We start from the raw sequence: 22,148 nt of genomic DNA on the forward strand, positions 1-22,148 counted from the left end.
CAGGGCCGACAGTAGTTCCCTCATCCACAGGGAATCCCTCTCTAAATTCCGATTCAGTAGTGTGGTATTTCCCGAAATGAAAGTGTTGAAAAGCCAGGATGTCCTGGCGCTGGGCTTTATGACCTTTGCCCTGTTCGTGGGCGCCGGCAACATCATCTTCCCGCCTATCGTAGGTTTGCAGTCCGGGCCTCATGTCTGGATGGCAGCGCTGGGCTTCCTGATCACCGCAGTGGGTTTGCCGGTGGTTACCGTGATCGCCCTGGCCAAGGTCGGCGGCGGTATGGACGCGTTGAGCAGCCCGATCGGCAAGATCGCCGGTGGCCTGCTCGCGGCGGCGGCGTATCTGGCGGTAGGGCCGCTGTTCGCCACCCCGCGTACCGCGACCGTGTCCTTTGAAGTGGGCCTGGCGCCGCTGACTGGTGAAAGCCCGCTGGCACTGTTGCTCTACAGCTCGGTGTACTTCCTGGTGGTGTTCTTCGTTTCCCTGTATCCGGGGCGTTTGCTGGACACCGTTGGGCGTTTCCTGGCACCGCTGAAGATCATCGCGCTGGCCGTGCTCGGCATTGCCGCGTTTGCCTTGCCGGCCGGTGACGTGGGCGTCGCTACCCCCGAATATGTCGCTGCACCGTTTTCCCAAGGCTTTATCCAGGGCTACCTGACCATGGATACCCTGGGCGCCCTGGTGTTTGGCATCGTGATCGTCAATGCCATCCGCTCCCGTGGCGTCGAGTCGCCGAAGCTCATCACCCGTTACGCCATCATTGCGGGCTTGATTGCCGGCGTGGGCCTGGCCCTGGTGTACTTCAGCCTGTTTCGCCTGGGCTCGGGCAGCCATGCCGTTGCCGCCGGTGCCAGTAACGGCGCAGCGGTGCTCCACGCTTACGTGCAACATACCTTTGGTTCCCTGGGCAGCGGCTTCCTGGCGGTGCTGATCTCACTGGCTTGCCTGGTGACAGCTGTAGGCCTGACCTGTGCCTGCGCCGAGTACTTCAGCCGTATCCTGCCGCTGTCCTACAAGACGCTGGTGGTGATTCTGGCGCTGTTCTCGCTGTTCGTGTCCAACCTAGGCCTGACCAAGCTGATTGCGTTCTCGATCCCGGTACTCACCGCGATCTACCCGCCGTGCATCGTGCTGGTGGCGTTGAGCTTCTGCAAAGACTTCTGGCAGGAGCAGGGCCGTATCGTGGGGCCGGTGATGCTGGTGTCGTTCATCTTTGGCTGCATCGATGCGCTCAAGGGTGCAGGTTTCGCCGACTGGTTGCCTGCACAGTTGACCAACCTGCCGCTGAGCGAGCAAGGCCTGGCCTGGCTGGTGCCGTCGGTGATGGTGCTGGGAGTGGCCGTGGTAATTGACCGTCTGTTGGGCAAGCGCAGCGAAGCGATCGCTTGATCCGCTGAACGCGCTATCGAAAAGCCCTGTATCAATCGATACGGGGCTTTTTTTATGGGCGGCTGGCAGTGTCTTTTTGCCTGGGCTAGCGTCGAACAGGTTAAGAAAAATTCAAGTTGAAACGCGGTCAGTGTGGGAGCTGGCTTGCCTGCGATAGCGGACTGTCAGTTGGCACAATAGTGACTGAGCAGACGCCATCGCAGGCAAGCCAGCTCCCACCCTGATCGCGCTCGTCATAGGGGCCCGCATGTCGTTCATCGAAACCAATCAGATCCACCTGCTTGCCGCCTTCTGGTTCGCCCTGTGCTGGGGTGGCTACACCCGCTATGCCACCTGGAAGGCCCGGGACACGGCCTGCCTGGCCAGTGTGCTGCATCTGTATCGCGAAGACTGGATGCGCCGCATGCTGATGCGCGACAACCGCATCGCCGACGCCAGCGTGATCGGCAACCTGGAGCGTAACGCCTCGTTCTTCGCTTCCAGTACCTTGATCATCCTCGCCGGTATTCTCACGGTGCTGGGCGCCTCGGAGCGGGCGGTGTCGCTGTTGGCGGACATTCCGATGGTGCAGCAGGCATCCCAGGGTATGTCCGAGATCAAGTTGCTGTGCCTGGCACTGGTGTTCGTCTACGCCTTCTTCACCTTTAGCTGGTGCATGCGCCAGTACAACTTTGCGGCAGTGCTGGTGGGTTCTGCGCCGATGATCGGTGAGCGGCACGTGTCCGAGCAGGAACGTCAGGCGTTCGCCCTGCGAGCGGCGCGCGTGATTTCCATGGCCGCCAACCAATTCAACTTTGGCCTGCGCTCTTACTACTTCGGCATGACCATGCTGGCGTGGTTTGTCAGCCCCTGGTTGTTCATGCTGATGAGCAGCGGGGTGGTGCTGGTGCTGTATCGCCGGGAGTTTCATTCCGACGTACTGCAAGTGATGGTGTTTACCCCGACCGATACGGCACAGCCGGAGGCGGTTAAAGAGCTGGCTTGATTAACGTTTCAACTCAAACAGCAGCCGCAAAAAAGCCCGCTATCTAAGCGGGCTTTCTTTTTGCAGTCAGGCTATTTCAAACCGCGGTCTCAAGAACCGGTGGCTGGAGTAGCAGGTGCTGCTTCTTTTGCTGCAGCGGCGTTCGATTCAGCCTGAGCTTTGGCAGCTTCGGCGTTTTCTTTCGCAGCGTCGTTCACTTTATCCTGAGCCTTCGACATGTCTTTCTGAGCTTGCTCGGAATGTGCAGCAGCGTCTTGGGCTTTGTCTTCGGATTTTTTGTCGCAGGCAGCCAGACCGAGGGCAGCGGCCAGCATCATGGAAATAGCTAAAGTCTTGCGCATGGGTTGTTTCTCCTTATTGAAGATATCTACTGGCCTTTCGAGCATGGGGCTCCAGCATTAGTTCCTTTTGTTTCACAGATATATAAACCACTGACTTAAAGGAACTTTTTCCGGCGCCACCGATAGCCTCGATCAACACTAATGAGAGTCTCGAACGAATGACCGAAAACCCTTTGTTAGAGCGCGCGGCGCGCTTTGTATCGGCCTTGCGCCATTGCCAGGTGCTGGGCATTACCGCCCATGGGGCCAGCGGGGAGGGTATTACGCTGCTCATGCCGTATGCCCCGCACCTGGTCGGCGACCCGCACACCGGCGTGATCCACGGCGGCGCCTTGACCTCCTTGATGGACACCGCTTGCGGCATGGCGACCCTGTGCGTCCTGCCGGAGTTCGAGGTGTGCCCAACCCTCGACCTGCGCATCGACTACATGCATCCCGCCGAACCCCACAAGCCGGTGTACGGCTTCGCCCAATGCTACCGGGTCACCACCGACGTGATCTTTACCCGCGGCTTCGCCTATCAGGATGACCCGCAGCAACCCATCGCCCATGTGGTGGGTACGTTCATGCGTATGGGCAAGCGGCTTAAAGGCACACAAGGATTGGGCAGCACCATCCATGGAGCACAGGCATGACCCATCGATTCAAGACCCGCCTGGAACAGGCCCACGCACGCGGCAACTATGCAGCGCTGCTGGAGCAGATCCCCTACGCCAGACTGATCGGCATCGAATGCACCCGTTTGGGCGATGAGTTGCTGTTTCGCTTGCCGGCCAGTAAGGACAATATTGGTAACCCCATATTGCCGGCGCTCCACGGCGGCGTGATCGCAGGCTTCATGGAATTGTCGGCGGCGCTGCACCTGCTGGTGTTCACCGGCGCGCCGGGGTTGCCGAAAATCATCGATTTCTCCCTGGATTACCTGCGCGCGGGCCAGTTTCGCGACACTTACGCCAAATGCCAGGTGTGGCGCCAGGGCCGACGGGTGGCGAATGTCGCGATCACCGCGTGGCAGAGCACCGCGGCGGAACCGATTGCCACTGCCCGTGCGCATTTCAAAATCGAGGAAGCGAGCCGCCCTTGAAATCCTGGTCTTAGCCCCCAACTTTGATGACAACCCGCCGCCAACCCTCAAGGGCGCGGCCACTGCCATCCAATTGGAGTTTGATGACCATGAGTGTGGAAACTCAAAAGGAAACCCTGGGCTTCCAGACCGAGGTGAAGCAGCTGCTGCACCTCATGATCCATTCGCTGTATTCCAACAAGGAAATTTTCCTTCGCGAATTGATCTCGAACGCCTCTGACGCCGTCGACAAATTACGTTTCGAAGCCCTGTCCAAGCCTGAGTTGCTGGAAGGTGGCGCCGAACTGAAAATCCGCGTGAGCTTCGACAAGGACGCCAACACCGTCACCCTCGAAGACAACGGTATCGGCATGAGCCGTGAAGACGCGATTACCCATCTGGGTACCATCGCCAAATCCGGCACTGCTGATTTCATGAAGAACCTGTCGGGCGACCAGAAGAAGGATTCGCACCTGATCGGCCAGTTCGGCGTGGGCTTCTACTCGGCCTTTATCGTTGCCGACAAAGTTGAAGTATTCAGCCGTCGTGCCGGCCTCGCTGCCAGCGAAGGCGTACACTGGTCGTCCAAGGGTGAGGGCGAATTTGAGATCGCCACTATCGAAAAGGCCGACCGCGGTACCCGCATCGTGCTGCACTTGAAGTCCGGTGAAGATGAGTTCGCCGACGGTTACCGTCTGCGCAACATCATCAAGAAGTACTCCGACCACATCCCTCTGCCGATCGAGCTGCCGAAAGAAAAGGCTGCCGTCGAAGGCGAGGAACAGCCTGAGCAGGAATGGGAAACCGTTAACCGCGCCAGCGCCCTGTGGACCCGTCCGCGTACCGAGATCAAGGACGAGGAGTATCAGGAGTTCTACAAACACATCGCTCACGACTACGAAAACCCGCTGAGCTGGAGCCACAACAAAGTCGAAGGCAAGCTGGAATACAGCTCGCTGCTCTACGTGCCGACCCGTGCTCCGTTCGACCTGTACCAGCGTGAAGCGCCCAAGGGCCTCAAGCTCTACGTGCAGCGCGTGTTCGTGTTGGATCAGGCGGACTCGTTCCTGCCGCTGTACCTGCGCTTCATCAAGGGCGTGGTCGACTCCAACGACCTGTCGCTGAACGTATCGCGGGAGATCCTGCAGAAAGACCCGATCATCGACTCCATGAAGTCGGCGCTGACCAAGCGCGTGCTCGACATGCTGGAAAAACTGGCGAAGAACGAGCCTGAGCAATACAAAAGCTTCTGGAAAAACTTCGGCCAGGTCATGAAAGAAGGCCCGGCTGAAGATTTCGCCAACAAAGAAAAAATCGCCGGCCTGTTGCGTTTTGCTTCCACTCAGGGCGACGACGGCGAGCAGGTGGTGTCCCTGGCCGAGTACCTGGCACGCGCCAAGGAAGGTCAGGACAAGATCTACTACCTGACCGGCGAGAAGTACGAAGCAGTCAAGGACAGCCCGCACCTGGAAGTCTTCCGCAAGAAAGGCATCGAAGTGCTGCTGCTGACCGATCGTATCGATGAGTGGCTGATGAGCTACCTCAGCGAGTTCGACGGCAAGTCTTTCGTCGACGTGGCTCGTGGTGACCTGAACCTGGGGAACCTGGACTCCGAAGAAGAGAAGAAAGAAGCCGAAGAAGTCGCCAAGGCCAAAGAAGGCTTGGTTGAGCGGATCAAGGCGTCCCTGGGCGATGCGGTCAGTGAAGTGCGGGTTTCCCACCGGCTGACCGACTCCCCGGCGATCCTGGCCATCGGCGAGCAGGATCTGGGCCTGCAGATGCGTCAGATCCTTGAAGCCAGCGGTCAGAAGGTTCCGGACTCCAAGCCGATCTTCGAATTCAACCCGGCTCACCCGCTGATCGAGAAACTCGACGGCGAGCAGAACGAAGAGCGGTTTGGCGACCTGTCGCACATCCTCTTCGACCAGGCGGCCCTGGCCGCTGGCGACAGCTTGAAAGACCCGGCCGCCTACGTGCGCCGCCTGAACAAGCTGTTGGTTGAACTGTCGGTCTGACACCGTTGTAGAAAAGCCCGCTTCGGCGGGCTTTTTCGTTCTAGTGCACCTCAACTGGAGTAAATGATGAGCCAAGTCACTGTGCGTTCCGTGGTCTATCAGATTGATGGCCAGTCCTACGAAAGCCGCCTGGCGTTCGATGCCAGCCACAAGGGTTCGCTGCCGGGCCTGTTGATGGCGCCGAACTGGATGGGGGTGAGTGCGGGTGCCGAGGAGATCGCCAAGAGCGTGGCCAGCAAAGGCTACGTGGTGCTGATCGCCGACCTGTATGGGCAAGCCGTGCGCCCCTCGAATGGCGATGAAGCCGGTGCGGCAATGATGCCGCTCAAGCAAGACAACCCGGCGCTGATCAAACGCTTGCAGGCGGCCTTTGCGCAACTGCAGGACCAGGCCGAGGTGGATACCTCGAAGCTGGCGACCTTTGGTTTCTGCTTTGGCGGTTTCTGTGCGCTGGAACTGGCGCGTACCGGAGCACCGTTGAAGGCTGCCGTGTCGTTCCACGGCACTCTCGACACCCAGAACCCGGCAGGCGCCAAGCACATCCAGGGTTCAGTGCTGGTGCTGCACGGCGCGTCCGATCCATTGGTGCCGAGAGAGCAACTGCCCGCGTTCGAAGAGGAAATGAACGCAGCCGGTGTAGATTGGCAATTGTTGAGCTACGGCGGTGCGGTGCATTCCTTCACCGATCCGCATGCGAACGTGCCGGGCAAGATGATGTATGACGCGAAGACCGCCAAGCGGGCGTTCAAGTCGATGCATGATTTGTTGGATGAAGTGTTCCAGGGCTGATTGTTCAGCGTCTGTACTGGCCTCATTGCAGGCAAGCCTGCTCTCACATTTGACTGTATTCACACATCAAAATGTGGGAGTGGGGCCCCGCGATGGCTATCTCACCGGCAACTCTATCCTGTCTGTTTCACCGGGCACCGTCGGCCAATCCCCCGCCGCCCAACGCTGCCGCGCCTGCTCGATAACTGCCGGATCGCTCGCGACAAAATTCCAATTGATCCGCCGCGGCCCATCCAGCGGCGCGCCGCCACATATCACCAGGTGGCAATCCGTCTCGGCAAACAACGCCATCTCCTGGCCTGCCGGCAACACCGCCAGGCTGTGCACCTCCAGCGTCTCACCGTCCAATTGCGCTTCGCCTGCCAGCAGGTACACCGCGCGTTCCTCATGCTCATCCGGAATCAGCAGGGTAGTGGCCGTCTGCATCCGCACTTCGGCATACAGCGTCGGCGACAGCACCGGCACCGGTGATTTCAGGCAGAAGCCATTGCCAGCGATCAGCCGGATCTGCACCCCCAGGTTGTCACTCACCGGCAGGCTCGCCGCCGGGTGGTGGCTGTAATGCCCCGGTCCGGTTTCGTGGTCCCTCGGCGAGGCCAGCCACACTTGCAGCCCGTGCAGGCTGAAACCGCTGGCCTGGAGCGCTGCGGGGGTACGTTCGACGTGGGCAATCGCGCTGCCGGCGGTCATCCAGCTGACATCGCCGGCCTGCACCAGCTGGTCCGAACCGAGGCTGTCCTTGTGCTGCAAGGCGCCTTCGAACAGGTAGGTGAGGGTCGACAGGCCGATGTGCGGGTGCTGGCGGATATTCATGCCGCTGCCCGGTGCGTATTGGGTGCGCAGCATATGGTCGAAAAACACGAAGGGCCCGACACTGCGGCATTCACGCGATGGTAGCGGGCGCAGGATCGGCTGGCCTTCGACATCTTCGGGGCGAGGGCGGATCACGGTGAGGGTGGTCATGGTGCATCCCAGTCTGAGCGGGTTGGATGCCGTTGAGCATAACCCGCTCGGGAGGATGTTGCTGTTACTGGCTGAACGCGCCTTCGGACAATTTCGTGTCGATGCTGATCTCGGCCGTCGTCATCAGCTTGTGCACCGGGCAGCGGTCGGCCACGCGGTGCAGTTCATCGCGCTGGGCGTCGGTGAGCACGCCCTTGAGGGTCAGCTTGACGTTGAGCTTGTATTTGCCTTTCTGCTCTTCAGTTGCGTCGTGGGTGACTTCCACGGTCACGCCGGTGAGCGGGATGTCTTTCTTTTGCGCATAGAGCTTGACCGTCAATGCCTTGCACGAGGCCAGGGCGGCGTCGAAGTAGTCGTGGGGGGAGGGCGCCGAGTCATCGCCGCCCAGGCTTTTGGGCAGGTCGGTGAACAGCTCGTGGTTGTCGATGTTCAGGCTGTGGCGAAAGTTGTCGTGGTTGAGCGTATTGACGGTAACAGGCATGGCGAACCTCACAAGGGGGCAGGATGAAGGTCATGCAGTTATAGAGCATGGCGGCGTTCGGGTGTTCCATGTTTTCTACAATCACTTTCGCCGCGATTGTGTTAGGGGTTTATATCGCGTTTTCGTCTTGGCCAGATTCGCGCAATTGCAGCAGGCGCTCTTGCCACATGATTCCATACCCCCATGAAAAAGCCCCGAACCAGTCGGGGCTTTTTCATGCAATCAAGCTACAGACCTTACTTGCCCTGCCAGCGTTTCAGCACCAGGGTGGCGTTAGTGCCACCGAAGCCGAAGCTGTTGCTCATCACGGTGTCGATCTTGGCGTTTTCAACGGTCTTGAGCTGGATCGGCATATCAGCGACTGCTGGGTCCAGTTCATCGATGTTGGCCGAGCCGGCGATGAAGTTGCCTTCCATCATCAGCAGGCAGTAGATCGCTTCGTGAACGCCGGCGGCGCCCAGGGAGTGACCCGACAGGCTCTTGGTAGAGCTGATGGCCGGGGCCTTGTCGCCGAATACCGCACGCACGCCTTCCATTTCCTTGGCGTCGCCGACCGGAGTCGAGGTGCCGTGGGTGTTCAGGTAGTCGATTGGGGTATCCACGGTGGACATTGCCATCTGCATGCAGCGGATGGCGCCTTCACCGCTTGGCGCAACCATGTCGTAGCCGTCGGAAGTGGCGCCGTAGCCGACGATTTCCGCGTAGATCTTCGCGCCACGGGCCAGAGCGTGTTCCAGCTCCTCGACCACCACCATGCCGCCGCCGCCGGCGATGACGAAACCGTCACGCTTGGCGTCGTAGGCGCGGGAGGCCTTTTCCGGGGTTTCGTTGTATTGGGTGGACAGTGCGCCCATGGCATCGAACAGGAACGACTGGCTCCAATGCTCTTCTTCACCACCGCCGGCGAACACGATGTCCTGCTTGCCCAACTGGATCTGCTCGACCGCAGTACCGATGCAGTGAGCACTGGTGGCGCAAGCGGAGGAGATCGAGTAGTTCACGCCCTTGATGGCAAATGGCGTGGCCAGGCAGGCCGAAACGGTGCTGCCCATGGTCCGTGTGACACGGTACGGGCCAACGCGCTTCACGCCTTTTTCGCGCAGGATGTCCAGCGCTTCCATCTGGTTCAGGGTCGATGCGCCGCCGGAACCTGCGATCAGGCCGGTGCGTACGTTGGAAACCTGCTCTTCGCTCAGGCCGGAGTCGGCGATGGCGTCTTTCATGGCCAGGTAGGCGTAGGCGGCAGCGTGGCCGACGAAGCGATAGATCTTGCGATCGATCAGTTCTTCGAGGGGCAGGTCAATGGAGCCGGAAACCTGGCTACGCAGACCCATTTCGGCATATTCCGGGTTGAAGCGGATGCCAGGGCGACTTGCACGCAGGTTAGCGGTGACGGTCTCTTTGTCATTGCCCAGGCAAGAAACGATGCCCAGACCAGTGATAACGACGCGGCGCATGCGGATAACCCTTAAAAGTTGTCAGTGGAAGTGAATACGCCGACCCGAAGGCCTTCGGCAGTATAGATCTCGCGACCGTCGACGCTCACCGAACCATCGGCGATGGCCAGGTTCAGCTTGCCCTTGAGGACGCGCTTGATTTGAATGTTGTAGGTGACTTTCTTGGCGGTCGGCAGGACCTGGCCAAAGAACTTCACTTCGCCCGAACCCAGGGCGCGACCGCGGCCCGGCAGACCCTGCCAGCCAAGGAAGAAGCCGACCAACTGCCACATGGCGTCGAGGCCCAGGCAGCCTGGCATTACAGGATCGCCTTCGAAATGGCAGGCGAAGAACCACAGGTCCGGGGTGATATCCAGCTCGGCGACCAATTCACCTTTGCCGTACTTGCCACCCTCTTCGCTGATATGGGTGATGCGATCCACCATCAGCATGTTCGGGGCGGGCAGTTGCGCGTTACCTGGGCCGAACAGCTCACCGCGACTGCAGCGCAGCAGGTCTTCCCGGGTAAAGGCGTTTTGTTTGGTCATGCGAGCTCCTCAATAATCCCATGCGGCAGGGTAGGGTAGATCTTCCCGAACCGACTGAAGCGTTACGCTTCATACCGGCAGCCTACACATAGACTATTGCGTTGTAGTGAAAGTCACAGCGGCAAGGCACTGAATGTACACTTGTTCACTGAAATTTTAAACCGGGCCTGTTTATCGGTCCGTTTGGGTGCCTAAGACTGCCGCACTTTCGTCTTTCACGCCAGTCGGAGTTGGCTGATGGCGCGGCGCTATTGCACCCAGCGCTGCAGAATTTGCTGCAAATCCGTGCGTTTGAATGGCTTGGCCAGGTAATCGTTCATTCCGGCGGCCAGGCACGCTTCGCGGTCGCCCTGCAAGGCGTTGGCGGTCAGGGCGATGATCGGCAGGTCGGCGCAGCCCGGCAGTTGACGGATTTGCCGGGTCGCCTCGTAGCCGTCGACCAACGGCAGTCGGCAGTCCATCAGGATCGCGGTGAAAATCAGGCTCTCGGCACTGCGGATCGCCTCGGCGCCATCGATGGCCAGGCTCACTTCAAAGCCCAGGCTGCGCAGCATGGCTTCGACCACGGTGCGGTTGACCGGGTTGTCTTCCACCAGCAGCACATGGCGGCCATCACCGGCACTGTTTTTACCTTCGCTGTCATGGGCAATCTTCGGCAGGTATTGCTGGTCGATGGCCAACGGGATTTCCAGGGTAAACACCGAACCACGGCCTTCTTCGCTCTGCGCACGCAAGGTGCCGCCCATGCGTTCGGCCAGGGTGCGCGCGATCGGCAGGCCCAGGCCGGTGCCGCCGTAACGTCTTGAAATGGAACTGTCGGCCTGCTGGAACGCATCGAACATCAGCTCCAGGCGCTCGACCGAAATGCCGATGCCGCTGTCGCGCACAGTGCAGGTAAACCACAACAGCTCGTGATCGAGGACCTGCCACTGGGGCTCGATCGTCACCGTGCCGTGTTCGGTGAATTTCAGTGCGTTGCCGATCAGGTTCACCAGGATCTGCCGGATTCGCGTCGGATCGCCCTGTACCTGCAGCGCGTCGATCCCCGCCGGAATCGGCAGCTCCAAGGTCAGCCCGCGTTGCTGGGCGCTGTGCTGGAAGGACTGGGCGCAGCTGTTGATCAGGTCTGCCAGGTTGAACGGAATATGCTCCAGCTCCAGGGCGGCACGTTCGATACGCGAGAAGTCGAGAATATCGTTGATCACCTTGAGCAGATGTTCGGTGGATTCGGACGCCAGTGCCGCGTACTCGGTCTGCTCCTCGGTCATCTCGGTTGTTTCCAGCAGCTGCAACATGCCCAGCACGCCGTTCATCGGCGTGCGCAGCTCATGGCTCATCATTGCCAGGAAATCCGACTTGGCGTTGTTCGCCCGCTCCGCTTCCTCACGGGTCTGGATCAACTGCGCCATGGCCTGGTGCTGTTCGCGGCTGGCCTGGTTGAGGCCTTCGGCCAGGTTGTTGATATGCCGCGACAGGTCGCCCAATTCCGAGTCATCGACAATCGGCAGCGGCGTTTTGTAGTCGCCTTGCTGGATTGCCTTGACCGCATTGCCCATGGCGCTGATCGGCTGCGACAGGCTCGCCGCCAGACGGCGTGCCAGCAGAAAGGTGAATAGCAGGGCAAACATCGCCAGGATGCCGGCCTTGAGCAGAATTTCCTGCTGGCGCTGGCTGAACGCATCGTTGGACATGCCAACGATCACCCGGCCCAGGTAATCCGCACGCGGCGCCTTGGGTTCGTTGAGGTTGTCCTGGAAAAAGTCATTGCCCAGTTGGATATGCTGCAAGCGGATCGGTGCCTGGAAGACTTTGACCGACAGCGAGCGGTCATGTCTTTCCGACGGCTGCTCGACGTACACCAGGATGTTTTCGGCACTGTCCTGGATCTCCAGGAAACGCACGTGGGGCGTGGCCAGTGTCGCGCGCAACAGGCTTTCCAGCACATCGTTGTTGCCGGAAATCACCCCGTACTCAGTGGCAGGTGCCAACTGGTTGGCGATCAATTGGCCGGTGTGGTCGAGTTCCTGGCGCAGGTCCTGGATCCGCACGAAGGTAAAGAAACTGATCAACAGCAACGTCAGCAACAGCGCCGGGCCCAGGGTGATGAGTTGGGTGCGGGTGTTGATGTCCCAACGACGGCGTAAGGTCATGGGCGTTTTTCTCCTGCGGCCAGCCGGGCGGCGACGTCGCGTTCATCGACCTCTTCGAGCCCCAGCGAACGTGCGACTTGCGGGTTGCCCGCGACTTTGAAATGTTCCGGGTACAGCGTGCGCGGCCAGGTGGCCGGTGGCTGGTCGAGCAGGCGGTCGAGCACCGCCAGCCAATCGGCCTGATCGCTGTAGGTACTGGCCAGGCTGCCAGCGCGGACAAACCCGGCGTTGGGCCCCACCAGCGGCAATTGCCGGGCGTAGCTGCTCAACAGCAGGTTCTTCACGGTTTTCGGGTTGTACAGCTGCGGGTCATCAAGGCCGAGCAGCACGTCGCTGCTCTTGAACAGGTTTTGCAGCGGGCGACTGTCGTTGGTGTTGTCCCACAGCTGTGGCACCACCTCCAGGCCCATGGACTTGGCGTACTCGCGCACCTCTTGCAGCAGGAATTCGCTGTCGGCGGCGTAGAGCACGCCGATGCGCCGGGCCTGGGGCAGGATGTGGGTGATCAGGCGCAATTGGCGCGCTAGCGGCGGGTCGCTCCAGAGCAGGCTGATCCGGGCCGGAAGGTGGTTGCCCAGGCGTTGCCGGGCTTGCAGGCGGCTAATGCGCAGCACCAGGGTTGGAGGGCCCAGGCTGTCTTGCAGGCGCCAGTCGAGGCCGGCCAGGTCCAGCAGGATCAGGTGCGTGGCGGCAGGCAGGCGGCTCGGCGCGGGCAGGTCCTTGAGCGGGGTGAAGGTCACGCGGTCTTCCGGGCGCTCTTTGGCCAGGGCGTTGACGAAGGCCTGCACGCCGGCACCGTCTTCGGCTGCGGTGAGCAGGATGTCGGCACTCCACGCTGGCGTGCTCGGCAACAGGCACACCAGCAGCAGGGCGCGCCGCCAAAGCCTGAGTATTGAGAGGAGGGTCATCCTTGACTGTGCGCCCATGTCAGAACTCTAACTCGGCGCTGAAGTAGAGCACGTGGCGGTGGTCGTAATTGTTGTCGGCCCAGGTGGTGGGCTGGTTATCGAGGCGTTGTTGCAACATGCCGGCCAGCTCCACGTTGGCTTTGCCCAGGGCAATGCGCTTGGCCACCCGCAGGTCGACCCGTTCGAAGCGATATTGATTGAGTGCGTCGTCGCCATAGTAGAACAGCGCGCTGGACCAACCCTGGCCCCATTCCCGCAGCCAGCCGGCCGAACCGCTGTTACGCGCGGTCTGGGCTTTGTCCCGGGGGTTGCTGGTGGTGGCGTCGACGTAAGCATAGGTCAGCCGCAGGCGGTCGGCGCTGCTCATGCGCCAGTCGAACTGCGATTCGGCACCGGTAAACCGCGAACTGTTGGCGTTGCTGGCGATGTACTGGTTGTTGCGCAGCGGCGAGCTGATCATCTCGGTGATCTCGTCGTAGAACAGCTTCACGTCGAGGTTCAGCCCGAGGTCGGCGAAGAAGCCGTTGTAGCCCAGTTCCCGCGAGCGCATCAGCTCTTTGTCGAGGTTGCCCGGGCCGCGTGTCACCACGAAGTACTGGCCGGAATTCTGCCCGTAGGTCGGCGAACTGAGGTTGGTGACGCGGTAGCTCCAGTTGACGTTGTTTTCGAACATGTCCGGCGAACGGATTGCCTCGGAGTACACCGCACGCAGGCCGTGGCGCGGGTTGATCAGGTAGTTGACCGCCACCCGTGGCGTCAGCGAGCTGCCACTGAGGTGGGTGTCTTCGAACATCGCGCCGCCCTGCAACAACCAGTGTTCGCTGGCGCGCCACTCCAACTGGCCGAACAGGCGCCAGGTGGTGTCGTCCAGGGTGCCGTTGAAGTAGGTGTCGGAGTCGGCGCGGTCGTAGCGATAATTCACACCGCTGACCAGGCGCAGGCTGTCGGACAGGCTCAGGGTGTCCTGGATCTCCAGGTCGTAGCGGTTTTCACGGGTACTCTGGTTGATGTCGCCGCACACGCTCTGGCTGGCACCGTTGCGCCACTGGTCCAGGACCTGGTTACCCAGTGCTTGCTCGTCGGCGCCGCCGGGCGGGGCGACACCCTGGCTGTAGCTGTCCATGTGCCGTGCCAGTTGCTCGGCATAATTGGGATTGAGTTGCCACAGGCGCGTCAGTTCCGGGCTGAACGAGACCTTGGCGTCGCAGGCCTTCCAGATCTGCCGGCGATCCCACTGCTGGGCAGAGCCCTGGATATACAGGCTGTGCTCGGGATTGAAATCGAAGTTCCAGCGCAGGGAGCCGGCGTAGTCCTTGGCGGTGACGTCCGAATTGTCGCCACCTTCGGTGATCCCCGCGAATACCGGCATGTAGGTGTAGGGCCGCTGGTTGGTCCCTTCCTTGGCATTCAGCTGCCAGTCGATGCTTTGTTGCGCGTTCAACGTCTGGCTCACGGCCAGGCTGAAGCGGTTGAGACGGCGACTGTCACGGCGGTCGGCGCCGGCGGCATCGCTGTCAAAGCCGTCGTCCTGTTGCCCCGACAGCGACAGGCGCAAGTCGCCAGTGTCCCAGCGCACGCCCTGGCTAGCGTAGAAGTCGTTGATCCCGCGTTCGCCACGGATGACCTTGACCCGCGTGCCCTGGCTGTTGGCCGGCGAGCGAGTGAGGATATTGACCACCGCCATCAGCGCGTTGGCGCCGTAACTCACGGTATTGGGGCCGCGGAATACTTCGATGCGCTCGATGTCTTCCATGGCCACTGGAATGTCGCTCCAGTCCACGGTCGCCAGGCCTGCGCGGTACACCGAGCGTCCGTCGATCAACACCTGCATGCGTCGCGCATCGCTGGCGCTGGTGCCGTGGTAGTTCACCGCCGCCTGGTTGCCGGTGGTGTAGCCGACCATCATCCCCGGCACCAGGCGCAGCAGCTCGCTGATGTCCCGCGCGCCGCTGGCCTTGATCAACTCGCTGTCGATCACGGTCATGCTGCCCGGCACGGCCGCCGCCGATTGCTTCAGGCGCGTCGCGGTCAGGACCTGCGGCAACGGCTGGTTGTCGAGGAACAGATCGTCGGCCATGGCCGCGCCGCTGCACAGCAGCAGCCACAACACTGATGAACGGGGAGGAGGGCCCAAATACACGGAACGGCCTTGATAATGACGGATAGCCGCCCATGTTAACTGAGGTCGGGCCTTTTGCCAGTCGTAGGACTTGCAATTACTTCACACGGGTGTGGCATTTTCCGACATGTGAACGAATTGACACGGGGGCTGGCCGCAAGCGGGTCGCCCCGTATAATGCGGCCATCGCCATTGGTATGGATTAACGGATTGCATATGACTGAACAGCGCCCTATTGCGGTCCTTGGAGGCGGAAGTTTTGGCACCGCCGTGGCTAACCTGCTGGCGGAGAACGGCCACGTGGTACGCCAGTGGATGCGTGATCCCGAGCAGGCCGAAGCCATCCGGGTGCACCGCGAAAATCCCCGTTACCTTAAAGGCATCAAGATCCACCCGGCGGTCGAGCCGGTGACGGACTTGCTGGCGACCCTGACGGACTGCGACCTGTGCTTCGTCGCGCTGCCGTCCAGCGCGTTGCGCACGGTACTGGCGCCCCACGCCGAGCGCCTGGCGGGCAAGCTGCTGGTCAGCCTGACCAAGGGCATCGAGGCGCAGACCTTCATGCTGATGAGCGAAATCCTCGCCGAGATCGCTCCCCAGGCGCGTATTGGCGTGCTGTCCGGGCCGAACCTGGCGCGGGAAGTCGCCGAACACGCGCTGACCGCCACGGTCATCGCCAGTGAAGACGAAGAGCTGTGCGAGCGCGTGCAGGCGGTGTTGCACGGGCGTACCTTCCGCGTCTACGCCAGTGGCGACCGGTTTGGCGTCGAGTTGGGCGGTGCGTTGAAAAACGTCTACGCGATCATCGCCGGCATGGCGGTGGCGCTGGGCATGGGCGAAAACACCAAGAGCATGCTGATCACCCGCGCCCTGGCCGAGATGACCCGCTTTGCGGTCAACCAGGGCGCCAACCCGATGACCTTTCTCGGGCTGGCGGGCGTGGGCGACTTGATCGTCACCTGCTCGTCGCCGAAAAGCCGCAACTACCAAGTCGGTTTCGCCCTGGGCCAGGGCTTGAGCCTGGAAGACGCGGTGACGCGCCTGGGTGAAGTGGCCGAAGGCGTCAACACCCTCAAGGTCCTCAAGGCCAAGGCCCAGGAAGTCGGGGTGTACATGCCGTTGGTTGCCGGGTTGCATGCGATCCTGTTTGAAGGGCGCACCTTGAACCAGGTGATCGAGTTGTTGATGCGCGCCGAACCGAAAACCGATGTCGACTTTATTTCCACCAGTGGTTTCAACTGAGGAACGCGTCATGAACGATCCGAAAGCAGCGCCCAAGTACGAATCCATTGTCCTGCGCATCCTGTGGATGCTGGTGTTTGCCCTGGTGTGGCAAGTCGCGCAGTTCCTGCTCGGCGCGTTGGTGGTGGTGCAGTTGATCTACCGCTTGATCTACGGCGCGCCCAACCTGGGCCTGATGAACTTTGGCGATAGCCTCAGCCAGTTCCTTGCGCAGATCGGCCGTTTCGGCAGCTTCCATACCGAGCAAAAGCCCTGGCCGTTCGCCGATTGGCCAACCCCGCGCGCACCCGAGGGCGAAGCCGCCCACAGCGTGCCGCCGGCACCGCACCCGGTGCGTGATGAAGAGCCGAAACTGTGAAGCTGTGGATTCTGCGCCACGGTGAAGCCGAAGGGCACGCCCGCACGGATGCCGAGCGCAATCTCACCGAGCACGGTCGCGGCGAAGTGTTGCGCAGCGCCGCGCACCTGATCGGCCAGCCCATCAGCGCAATCATCGCCAGCCCCTATGTGCGTGCGCAGCAGACCGCGCAGCTGGTGCGCCAGGCGCTCGGCTTTGAGCCACAGATCCGTACGGTGCCGTGGCTGACCCCCGAGGGCAATCCGTTGCAGGTGCTCGAACAACTCGACACGGATGACAATGTGCTGCTGGTCAGCCACCAGCCTTTGGTGGGCAGCCTGATCAGCTTTTTGCAACACGGCCATCAGCGCCAGCCGCAACCGATGCACACTGCAAGCCTCGCGGAACTGGAAGGGGATTTTCCGCTGGCGGGGCTGATGAGCCTGGTCAGCGTCAAGAATCCGTAGGATGGATCGCTGCTTTGTGTGTGATATATAGTCAACCAAGCAAGTGCTTGGTTGGCTATGATCGGACCACACAGGAGCGCGTCCCATGCCCGTCGCTTTTCGTTTGCCGTTGCAGGTCTTCTTTGAACGCGAAGCGCGCCATCCGCGCCAGACTTTCCTGGTGCAGCCGGTCGGCGGCGGCGAAGTGCAACGCCTGTCCTGGGCCGAGGTGGGCCATCAGGCCCGTTGCGCCGCGCACTGGCTGCGCGCCCGAGAGTTGCCCCACGGTTCGCACATTGCCCTGATCTCGAAAAACTGCGCGCACTGGATCATTGCCGACCTGGCGATCTGGATGGCCGGGCACGTCTGCGTCCCCCTTTACCCCAACCTCACCGCCGATTCCGTCGCCCATGTGCTGACGCACTCCGAGGCAGCGCTGGCGTTTATCGGCAAGCTGGACGACTGGCCCGCGATGGCACCGGGCGTGCCGAAGGGGGTGCCGACCATCAGCCTGCCGCTATGCCCGGTGGGCGCTTTCGATTTCCGCTGGGCCGACTTGCAGGCCTGCTCGCCGATCCAGGATAACCCCACGCCTGCGGCGTCGGACCTCGCGACCATCATCTATACTTCCGGCACCACCGGCTTGCCCAAGGGTGTGATGCACAGCTTCGGCGCCCTGGGGTTCGCGGCCACGCGCGGCACTGAATTATTTGGGCTGGGGGAGGGCGACCGCTTGTTGTCGTACTTGCCGCTGTGCCATGTGGCCGAACGGATGTTTGTGGAAATGGCGGCCATCTATACCGGGCAAACAGTATTTTTCGCGCAAAGCCTTGATACGTTTCTGACTGACCTGCGCCGGGCGCGGCCGACGGCGTTGTTTGGCGTGCCACGTATCTGGACCAAATTCCAGCTGGGCGTCTACGCCAAGATCCCGCAAAAACGCCTCGACTTGCTGTTGCGCCTGCCATTTATCGGTAAGCGCATCGGCCATAAAGTGCTGGCAGGCCTCGGCCTGGATCAGTTGCGCATTGCCCTGTCCGGTGCGGCGCCCGTGCCCGAAGCGCTGCTGCGCTGGTATCAGCGCCTGGGCCTGGATGTGCTGGAGGTGTACGGCATGACCGAGAGCTGCGGCTACTCCCATGTGTGTCGTCCCGGCCAGCAGACAATCGGCTGGATCGGCCTGCCGTGCCCTGGGGTTGAAGTGCGCATCGACGCCTCGGGCGAAGTGCAGGTGCGCAGTGGCGCGACCATGCTCGGCTATTTCAAGGACCCCGAGAAAACCGCCGAGACCCTCACTGCCGACGGCTTTCTGCGTACCGGCGACAAGGGCGAGCAGGATGCCGACGGCCGCCTGCGCCTGACCGGGCGGCTCAAGGAAATCTTCAAGACCAGCAAAGGCAAATATGTGGCACCGGCGCCGATTGAAAACCGCCTGGCCGAACACGCGCACATCGAGCAGGTGTGCGTGGTCGGCGATGGCCTGGGCGCGCCGATAGGCTTGTGCGTGCTGTCGACGCTGGACCTCGACCGGCAAACCCTGCGCGCCAGCCTGGAGCGCTGGTTGGAACAGGTCAACCAGGCGCTGGATAAACATGAGCGCCTGGGCCAGTTGGTGGTGGTCAAGGACAGCTGGGCAGTGGAGAACGGGTTCCTGACGCCGACCCTGAAGATCAAGCGCAGCGTGATCGAATCGACTTACGGTGCACATTTGCAAACCTGGAGCGAGCGTTCCGAATCGGTTCTGTGGCAGGATTAGGCTCATCATAAAACAGACAAGGACTACTCCCATGGGCTTGTGGCGCACCCAACCGAACATCGAACAACTCAACGCGATCCAGAAAAACACCATCGGTGAACTGCTGGATATTCGCTTCGAAAGCTTCGACGACGAATCCCTGACGGCCAGCATGGTGGTCGACCCGCGCACCCATCAGCCCTATGGCCTGCTGCACGGTGGCGCCTCGGTGGTACTGGCGGAAAGCGTCGGCTCCATGGCGGCCTACCTGTGCATCGATGCCAGCAAGTTCTATTGCGTGGGCCTGGAGGTCAACGCCAACCACCTGCGCGGTGTGCGCAACGGGCGGGTCACGGCGGTGGCGCGAGCGATCCACATCGGGCGTACCACCCAGGTATGGGACATCCGCTTGACCAATGATGAAGGCAAAACCAGCTGCGTCTCGCGCCTGACCATGGCCGTGGTGCCCCTGGGCGAGCAGCCGCCGGCGCGATAGGCGTGGCGTGAGTGTCATCATTCCTGGCAGTTACAGTCATTGCTGTTGTGGCCGGGCGTGGTGACAATCGATTTCTGTTCAGTCAGATGGATCCGGTATGTCGCAGCACGTGTTTTTTGCCCACGCCAATGGTTTCCCTTCGGCTACGTACGGCAAGTTGTTTGCCGCTCTGGCCCCGGAGTATGCGGTGGCGCATTTGCCGCAGCACGGTCACGACCCCAGGTTTCCGGTGGACGATAACTGGCAGAACCTGGTGGACGAATTGATCCATCATCTGGAGCAACAGCCGGAGCCGGTATGGGGCGTAGGTCATTCCCTCGGCGGTGTGTTGCACCTGCACGCGGCCATGCGCTGCCCGCAGCTGTATCGCGGTGTGGTGATGCTCGACTCGCCCGTGCTGACCCGCGCCGACCGCTGGGTGATCCGCGCGGCCAAGCGTTTTGGCTTCATCGACCGCCTGACCCCGGCCGGGCGCACCCTGGGCCGGCGAGAAGAGTTCCACGACCTGGACAGCGCACGCAGCTACTTCGCGGGCAAGACCCTGTTTCGCGGTTTTGATCCGGAATGTTTCGACGCGTACCTGCAACACGGCTTGCAGCAAGTGGGCGATCGCCTGCGCTTGCGCTTCGACCCGGCCACCGAAATCAGCATCTACCGCGGTGTGCCCCACACCAGCCCCGGCCAGGTCCGCCAGTTGAAAGTGCCGCTGGCAGTGGTGCGTGGGCGCCAGAGCCGCGTGGTGATGCGTCACCACGCCAGCGGCGTCGACCGCATGCCCATGGGCGAAATGCTCACCATGCCCGGCGGCCATATGTTCCCGCTGGAACGTCCCCAGGACACTGCGACCTTGATCAAGAACCTGTTCGCCCGCTGGCAGGCCCGCGAGCGCAGTTGCGCATGAGTACGCCAGTCGAGGAAGTGCGCCTGAGCCTGCCCCATATCGAGTTGGCGGCTCACTTGTTTGGTCCCGAAGACGGCTTGCCGGTGATCGCCCTGCATGGCTGGCTGGACAACGCCAACAGCTTTGCACGGTTGGCGCCGCAGTTGCAGGGCTTGCGCATCGTGGCGTTGGACATGGCCGGGCATGGGCATTCGGCGCATCGTCCAGCCGGGGCCGGTTATGCCTTGTGGGATTACGTCCACGATGTGCTGCAAGTCGCCGAACAATTGGGCTGGAAACGTTTTGCATTACTTGGCCACTCCCTCGGCGCCATCGTCTCCCTGGTGCTGGCCGGCGCGCTGCCTGAGCGCGTGACGCATCTGGGATTGATCGACGGCGTGATCCCGCCGACCGCCAGTGGCGAGCACGCCGCCGAGCGCCTGGGCATGGCGCTGCTGGCGCAAATGAACCTGCAGGACAAGCGCAAGCCGGTCTACGGCAGCCTGGATCGCGCTGTGGAAGCGCGCATGAAAGGCGTGGTCGCCGTCAGCCGTGAAGCCGCCGAACTGCTGGCCCAGCGCGGTTTGATGCCGGTGCCGGGCGGTTACACCTGGCGCACCGATAGCCGCCTGACCCTGACCTCGCCGATGCGCCTGACGGATGAACAAGCCATGTCTTTCGTGCGGCGGGTGGCGTGCCCTACGCAGTTGGTGGTGGCTGCCGACGGCATGCTGGCGAAACATCCGGAATTGCTTTCCCAGCTACCCTTCACCGTAACCACACTGCCGGGCGGCCATCATTTGCACCTGAATGACGCGCCCGGCGCCGCTCTTGTTGCAGACTGTTTCAATCGGTTCTTCTCCACGCCTTGACTTGGCGTGGTCAACTGCCGAGGCTGGGCGGATTGAAAGGGAGTCAACCATGAACCATCTCAACACTGCTATGACCTCCGTTGGCCACGGCTCGTTGATCCTATGAGCGTGCGCAACGGCTGTATCCGTATCCTCGGGCTGAGCCTGCTCAGCCCATTGGTATTCGCCGCCGACGTGCCGGGAAGCCAGGACCTGCCCACCGTAGCCCGTCAAATCGATGCACAGATCGTCGATTACCGCCCCGCCGAAGAAAAGGAGCGTATCTACCCCATGGGCGCGATCCGCAAGATCAGCGGCCAGTTGCGCTACGAAGGCCAGGCCACCGCACGCGGCCAAGCCACCGCGATTACCTATGAATTGCCTGCCGAGCACAGCTCCAGCGCCGCGTTTACCGCGACCCGCGAAGCGTTGCAGGCGAAGGGCGCGCAGCTGTTGTTCTGGTGCCAGGCCCGCGATTGCGGCGAAAGCAGCCTGTGGGCCAATGAAGTGTTCGGCAACGCCAAGCTGGTGGGTGCTGATGGCCAGCAGGAATACCTGCTCCTGCGTCTGGCCGCCCCGCAAGACAATGCCCTGATCGCCTTGTACGGCATTACCCGTGGCAACCGGCGTGCCTACCTGCATGTGGAGCAACTGGACGCCAGCGCGCCACTGGGCGTCCTGCTGCCCACGTCGGCCACCTTGCTGCGTGAACTGAAAAGCACCGGCGAGCTGGACTTCCCGGCCTTGGGCGCCGAGCCCGACCCCACCTGGCTGACCCTGATTTCCCGCGGACTCAACCTCGACACCACGTTGCGTGTGAGTTTGACCGGGCCCACGGCCGAAGCCTGGCGCCAGGGCCTGATCGACAGCGGCGTACGCGCCGCGCGCCTGGAATCCGGCACCGGCGCTGCCAAGGGCCTGCACCTGCATCTGATACGCTAGGCGTTCCCCGGCGAACGGCCCCGCGCCGTTC

22 protein-coding genes are annotated in these 22,148 nt (G+C 61.7%); 14 read left to right on the forward strand and 8 right to left on the reverse strand.

From position 1 onward, the window contains the following. Positions 1-76 precede the first annotated feature (76 nt). Together brnQ and LIY36_RS08870 are read left to right on the forward strand one after the other, a co-directional pair. Positions 77-1,390, forward strand: a complete 1,314-nt coding sequence (brnQ, locus tag LIY36_RS08865; protein ID WP_226455451.1) for a branched-chain amino acid transport system II carrier protein — start codon at positions 77-79, stop codon at positions 1,388-1,390. A 247-nt stretch (positions 1,391-1,637) separates the two neighbouring features. Next, positions 1,638-2,375 carry a DUF599 domain-containing protein gene (locus LIY36_RS08870; RefSeq protein WP_192298827.1) on the forward strand — a complete coding sequence of 246 codons (738 nt, stop codon included), beginning with the start codon at positions 1,638-1,640 and terminating at the stop codon, positions 2,373-2,375. Positions 2,376-2,464: 89 nt separating this feature from the next. Here LIY36_RS08870 and LIY36_RS08875 read toward each other — a convergent pair whose 3' ends face one another. Beyond that, positions 2,465-2,716, reverse strand: a complete 252-nt coding sequence (locus tag LIY36_RS08875) for a hypothetical protein (RefSeq protein WP_192298828.1) — start codon at positions 2,714-2,716, stop codon at positions 2,465-2,467. Positions 2,717-2,874: 158 nt separating this feature from the next. Between LIY36_RS08875 and LIY36_RS08880 the strand changes: the two genes are divergently transcribed. The 4 genes from LIY36_RS08880 (at position 2,875) to LIY36_RS08895 (ending at position 6,583) form a co-directional block, all read left to right on the forward strand. Then, the gene (locus LIY36_RS08880) at positions 2,875-3,351 is read left to right on the forward strand and encodes a PaaI family thioesterase (RefSeq protein ID WP_226455452.1); all 477 of its coding nucleotides are present in this window, start codon (positions 2,875-2,877) and stop codon (positions 3,349-3,351) included. Beyond that, complete coding sequence (locus LIY36_RS08885) at positions 3,348-3,800, forward strand: PaaI family thioesterase (RefSeq protein WP_192298830.1); 453 nt, start codon at positions 3,348-3,350, stop codon at positions 3,798-3,800. The genes LIY36_RS08880 and LIY36_RS08885 overlap by 4 nt, the downstream gene beginning before the upstream one ends. Positions 3,801-3,889: 89 nt before the next feature. Then, positions 3,890-5,794 carry a molecular chaperone HtpG gene (htpG, locus tag LIY36_RS08890; RefSeq protein ID WP_226455453.1) on the forward strand — a complete coding sequence of 635 codons (1,905 nt, stop codon included), beginning with the start codon at positions 3,890-3,892 and terminating at the stop codon, positions 5,792-5,794. 66 nt (positions 5,795-5,860) lie between these two features. Beyond that, on the forward strand, positions 5,861-6,583 hold the full coding sequence (locus LIY36_RS08895) for a dienelactone hydrolase family protein (protein WP_226455454.1): 723 nt from the start codon (positions 5,861-5,863) through the stop codon (positions 6,581-6,583). A 96-nt stretch (positions 6,584-6,679) separates the two neighbouring features. Here the strand turns inward: LIY36_RS08895 and LIY36_RS08900 are convergent, their stop codons facing one another. The 7 genes from LIY36_RS08900 to LIY36_RS08930 all read right to left on the reverse strand — a co-directional run bounded on the left by LIY36_RS08900 (position 6,680) and on the right by LIY36_RS08930 (position 15,209). After that, positions 6,680-7,546, reverse strand: a complete 867-nt coding sequence (locus tag LIY36_RS08900) for a pirin family protein (protein WP_226455455.1) — start codon at positions 7,544-7,546, stop codon at positions 6,680-6,682. Positions 7,547-7,610: 64 nt separating this feature from the next. Beyond that, positions 7,611-8,027: an OsmC family protein gene (locus LIY36_RS08905; RefSeq protein WP_226455456.1), complete on the reverse strand. Its 417-nt coding sequence runs from the start codon at positions 8,025-8,027 to the stop codon at positions 7,611-7,613. Positions 8,028-8,263: 236 nt separating this feature from the next. After that, entirely contained in the window at positions 8,264-9,484 is a 1,221-nt protein-coding gene (fabB, locus tag LIY36_RS08910) for a beta-ketoacyl-ACP synthase I (protein WP_226455457.1), read from the reverse strand. 11 nt (positions 9,485-9,495) lie between these two features. Continuing rightward, on the reverse strand, positions 9,496-10,011 hold the full coding sequence (fabA, locus tag LIY36_RS08915; protein ID WP_010211704.1) for a 3-hydroxyacyl-[acyl-carrier-protein] dehydratase FabA: 516 nt from the start codon (positions 10,009-10,011) through the stop codon (positions 9,496-9,498). Between the two features lie 248 nt (positions 10,012-10,259). Continuing rightward, positions 10,260-12,161 (reverse strand): ATP-binding protein, encoded by a 1,902-nt coding sequence (locus LIY36_RS08920; protein WP_226455458.1) that lies wholly within the window; start codon positions 12,159-12,161, stop codon positions 10,260-10,262. After that, positions 12,158-13,087, reverse strand: coding sequence for an ABC transporter substrate-binding protein (locus LIY36_RS08925; RefSeq protein WP_226455459.1), 930 nt, complete (start codon positions 13,085-13,087; stop codon positions 12,158-12,160). Before LIY36_RS08925 ends, LIY36_RS08920 begins: the two co-directional genes overlap by 4 nt. Position 13,088: 1 nt before the next feature. Next, positions 13,089-15,209 carry a TonB-dependent receptor plug domain-containing protein gene (locus tag LIY36_RS08930; protein ID WP_226455460.1) on the reverse strand — a complete coding sequence of 707 codons (2,121 nt, stop codon included), beginning with the start codon at positions 15,207-15,209 and terminating at the stop codon, positions 13,089-13,091. A gap of 195 nt (positions 15,210-15,404) precedes the next feature. Between LIY36_RS08930 and LIY36_RS08935 the strand changes: the two genes are divergently transcribed. The 8 genes from LIY36_RS08935 to LIY36_RS08970 all read left to right on the forward strand — a co-directional run bounded on the left by LIY36_RS08935 (position 15,405) and on the right by LIY36_RS08970 (position 22,117). Then, entirely contained in the window at positions 15,405-16,430 is a 1,026-nt protein-coding gene (locus LIY36_RS08935; RefSeq protein WP_192298838.1) for an NAD(P)H-dependent glycerol-3-phosphate dehydrogenase, read from the forward strand. 10 nt (positions 16,431-16,440) lie between these two features. Continuing rightward, the gene (locus LIY36_RS08940; RefSeq protein WP_192298839.1) at positions 16,441-16,788 is read left to right on the forward strand and encodes a DUF4389 domain-containing protein; all 348 of its coding nucleotides are present in this window, start codon (positions 16,441-16,443) and stop codon (positions 16,786-16,788) included. Further along, a complete protein-coding gene (gene sixA / locus LIY36_RS08945; RefSeq protein WP_226455461.1) occupies positions 16,785-17,234 on the forward strand; it encodes a phosphohistidine phosphatase SixA in 450 nt (149 codons plus the stop codon). The genes LIY36_RS08940 and sixA overlap by 4 nt, the downstream gene beginning before the upstream one ends. Positions 17,235-17,319: 85 nt before the next feature. Further along, entirely contained in the window at positions 17,320-18,969 is a 1,650-nt protein-coding gene (locus tag LIY36_RS08950; RefSeq protein ID WP_226455462.1) for an AMP-binding protein, read from the forward strand. Positions 18,970-19,000: 31 nt separating this feature from the next. After that, positions 19,001-19,444, forward strand: a complete 444-nt coding sequence (locus LIY36_RS08955) for a hotdog fold thioesterase (protein ID WP_192298842.1) — start codon at positions 19,001-19,003, stop codon at positions 19,442-19,444. A gap of 97 nt (positions 19,445-19,541) precedes the next feature. Then, positions 19,542-20,345, forward strand: coding sequence for an alpha/beta fold hydrolase (locus LIY36_RS08960; protein WP_192298843.1), 804 nt, complete (start codon positions 19,542-19,544; stop codon positions 20,343-20,345). Continuing rightward, on the forward strand, positions 20,342-21,196 hold the full coding sequence (locus LIY36_RS08965) for an alpha/beta hydrolase (RefSeq protein ID WP_226455463.1): 855 nt from the start codon (positions 20,342-20,344) through the stop codon (positions 21,194-21,196). Before LIY36_RS08960 ends, LIY36_RS08965 begins: the two co-directional genes overlap by 4 nt. 102 nt (positions 21,197-21,298) lie before the next feature. Next, entirely contained in the window at positions 21,299-22,117 is an 819-nt protein-coding gene (locus LIY36_RS08970; RefSeq protein ID WP_226455464.1) for a DUF4892 domain-containing protein, read from the forward strand. The last annotated feature ends 31 nt before the right edge of the window (positions 22,118-22,148 follow it).

The organism is Pseudomonas sp. AF03-9 (assembly GCF_020515815.1).
Taxonomy (GTDB): domain Bacteria; phylum Pseudomonadota; class Gammaproteobacteria; order Pseudomonadales; family Pseudomonadaceae; genus Aquipseudomonas.

Coding starts and splice junctions, on each gene's coding strand:
- brnQ (WP_226455451.1), top strand. CDS start 77: ATGAAAGTGTTGAAAAGCCAGGATGTCCTGGCGCTGGGCTTTATGACC.
- LIY36_RS08870 (WP_192298827.1), top strand. CDS start 1,638: ATGTCGTTCATCGAAACCAATCAGATCCACCTGCTTGCCGCCTTCTGG.
- LIY36_RS08875 (WP_192298828.1), bottom strand. CDS start 2,716: ATGCGCAAGACTTTAGCTATTTCCATGATGCTGGCCGCTGCCCTCGGT.
- LIY36_RS08880 (WP_226455452.1), top strand. CDS start 2,875: ATGACCGAAAACCCTTTGTTAGAGCGCGCGGCGCGCTTTGTATCGGCC.
- LIY36_RS08885 (WP_192298830.1), top strand. CDS start 3,348: ATGACCCATCGATTCAAGACCCGCCTGGAACAGGCCCACGCACGCGGC.
- htpG (WP_226455453.1), top strand. CDS start 3,890: ATGAGTGTGGAAACTCAAAAGGAAACCCTGGGCTTCCAGACCGAGGTG.
- LIY36_RS08895 (WP_226455454.1), top strand. CDS start 5,861: ATGAGCCAAGTCACTGTGCGTTCCGTGGTCTATCAGATTGATGGCCAG.
- LIY36_RS08900 (WP_226455455.1), bottom strand. CDS start 7,546: ATGACCACCCTCACCGTGATCCGCCCTCGCCCCGAAGATGTCGAAGGC.
- LIY36_RS08905 (WP_226455456.1), bottom strand. CDS start 8,027: ATGCCTGTTACCGTCAATACGCTCAACCACGACAACTTTCGCCACAGC.
- fabB (WP_226455457.1), bottom strand. CDS start 9,484: ATGCGCCGCGTCGTTATCACTGGTCTGGGCATCGTTTCTTGCCTGGGC.
- fabA (WP_010211704.1), bottom strand. CDS start 10,011: ATGACCAAACAAAACGCCTTTACCCGGGAAGACCTGCTGCGCTGCAGT.
- LIY36_RS08920 (WP_226455458.1), bottom strand. CDS start 12,161: ATGACCTTACGCCGTCGTTGGGACATCAACACCCGCACCCAACTCATC.
- LIY36_RS08925 (WP_226455459.1), bottom strand. CDS start 13,087: ATGGGCGCACAGTCAAGGATGACCCTCCTCTCAATACTCAGGCTTTGG.
- LIY36_RS08935 (WP_192298838.1), top strand. CDS start 15,405: ATGACTGAACAGCGCCCTATTGCGGTCCTTGGAGGCGGAAGTTTTGGC.
- LIY36_RS08940 (WP_192298839.1), top strand. CDS start 16,441: ATGAACGATCCGAAAGCAGCGCCCAAGTACGAATCCATTGTCCTGCGC.
- LIY36_RS08950 (WP_226455462.1), top strand. CDS start 17,320: ATGCCCGTCGCTTTTCGTTTGCCGTTGCAGGTCTTCTTTGAACGCGAA.
- LIY36_RS08955 (WP_192298842.1), top strand. CDS start 19,001: ATGGGCTTGTGGCGCACCCAACCGAACATCGAACAACTCAACGCGATC.
- LIY36_RS08960 (WP_192298843.1), top strand. CDS start 19,542: ATGTCGCAGCACGTGTTTTTTGCCCACGCCAATGGTTTCCCTTCGGCT.
- LIY36_RS08965 (WP_226455463.1), top strand. CDS start 20,342: ATGAGTACGCCAGTCGAGGAAGTGCGCCTGAGCCTGCCCCATATCGAG.
- LIY36_RS08970 (WP_226455464.1), top strand. CDS start 21,299: ATGAGCGTGCGCAACGGCTGTATCCGTATCCTCGGGCTGAGCCTGCTC.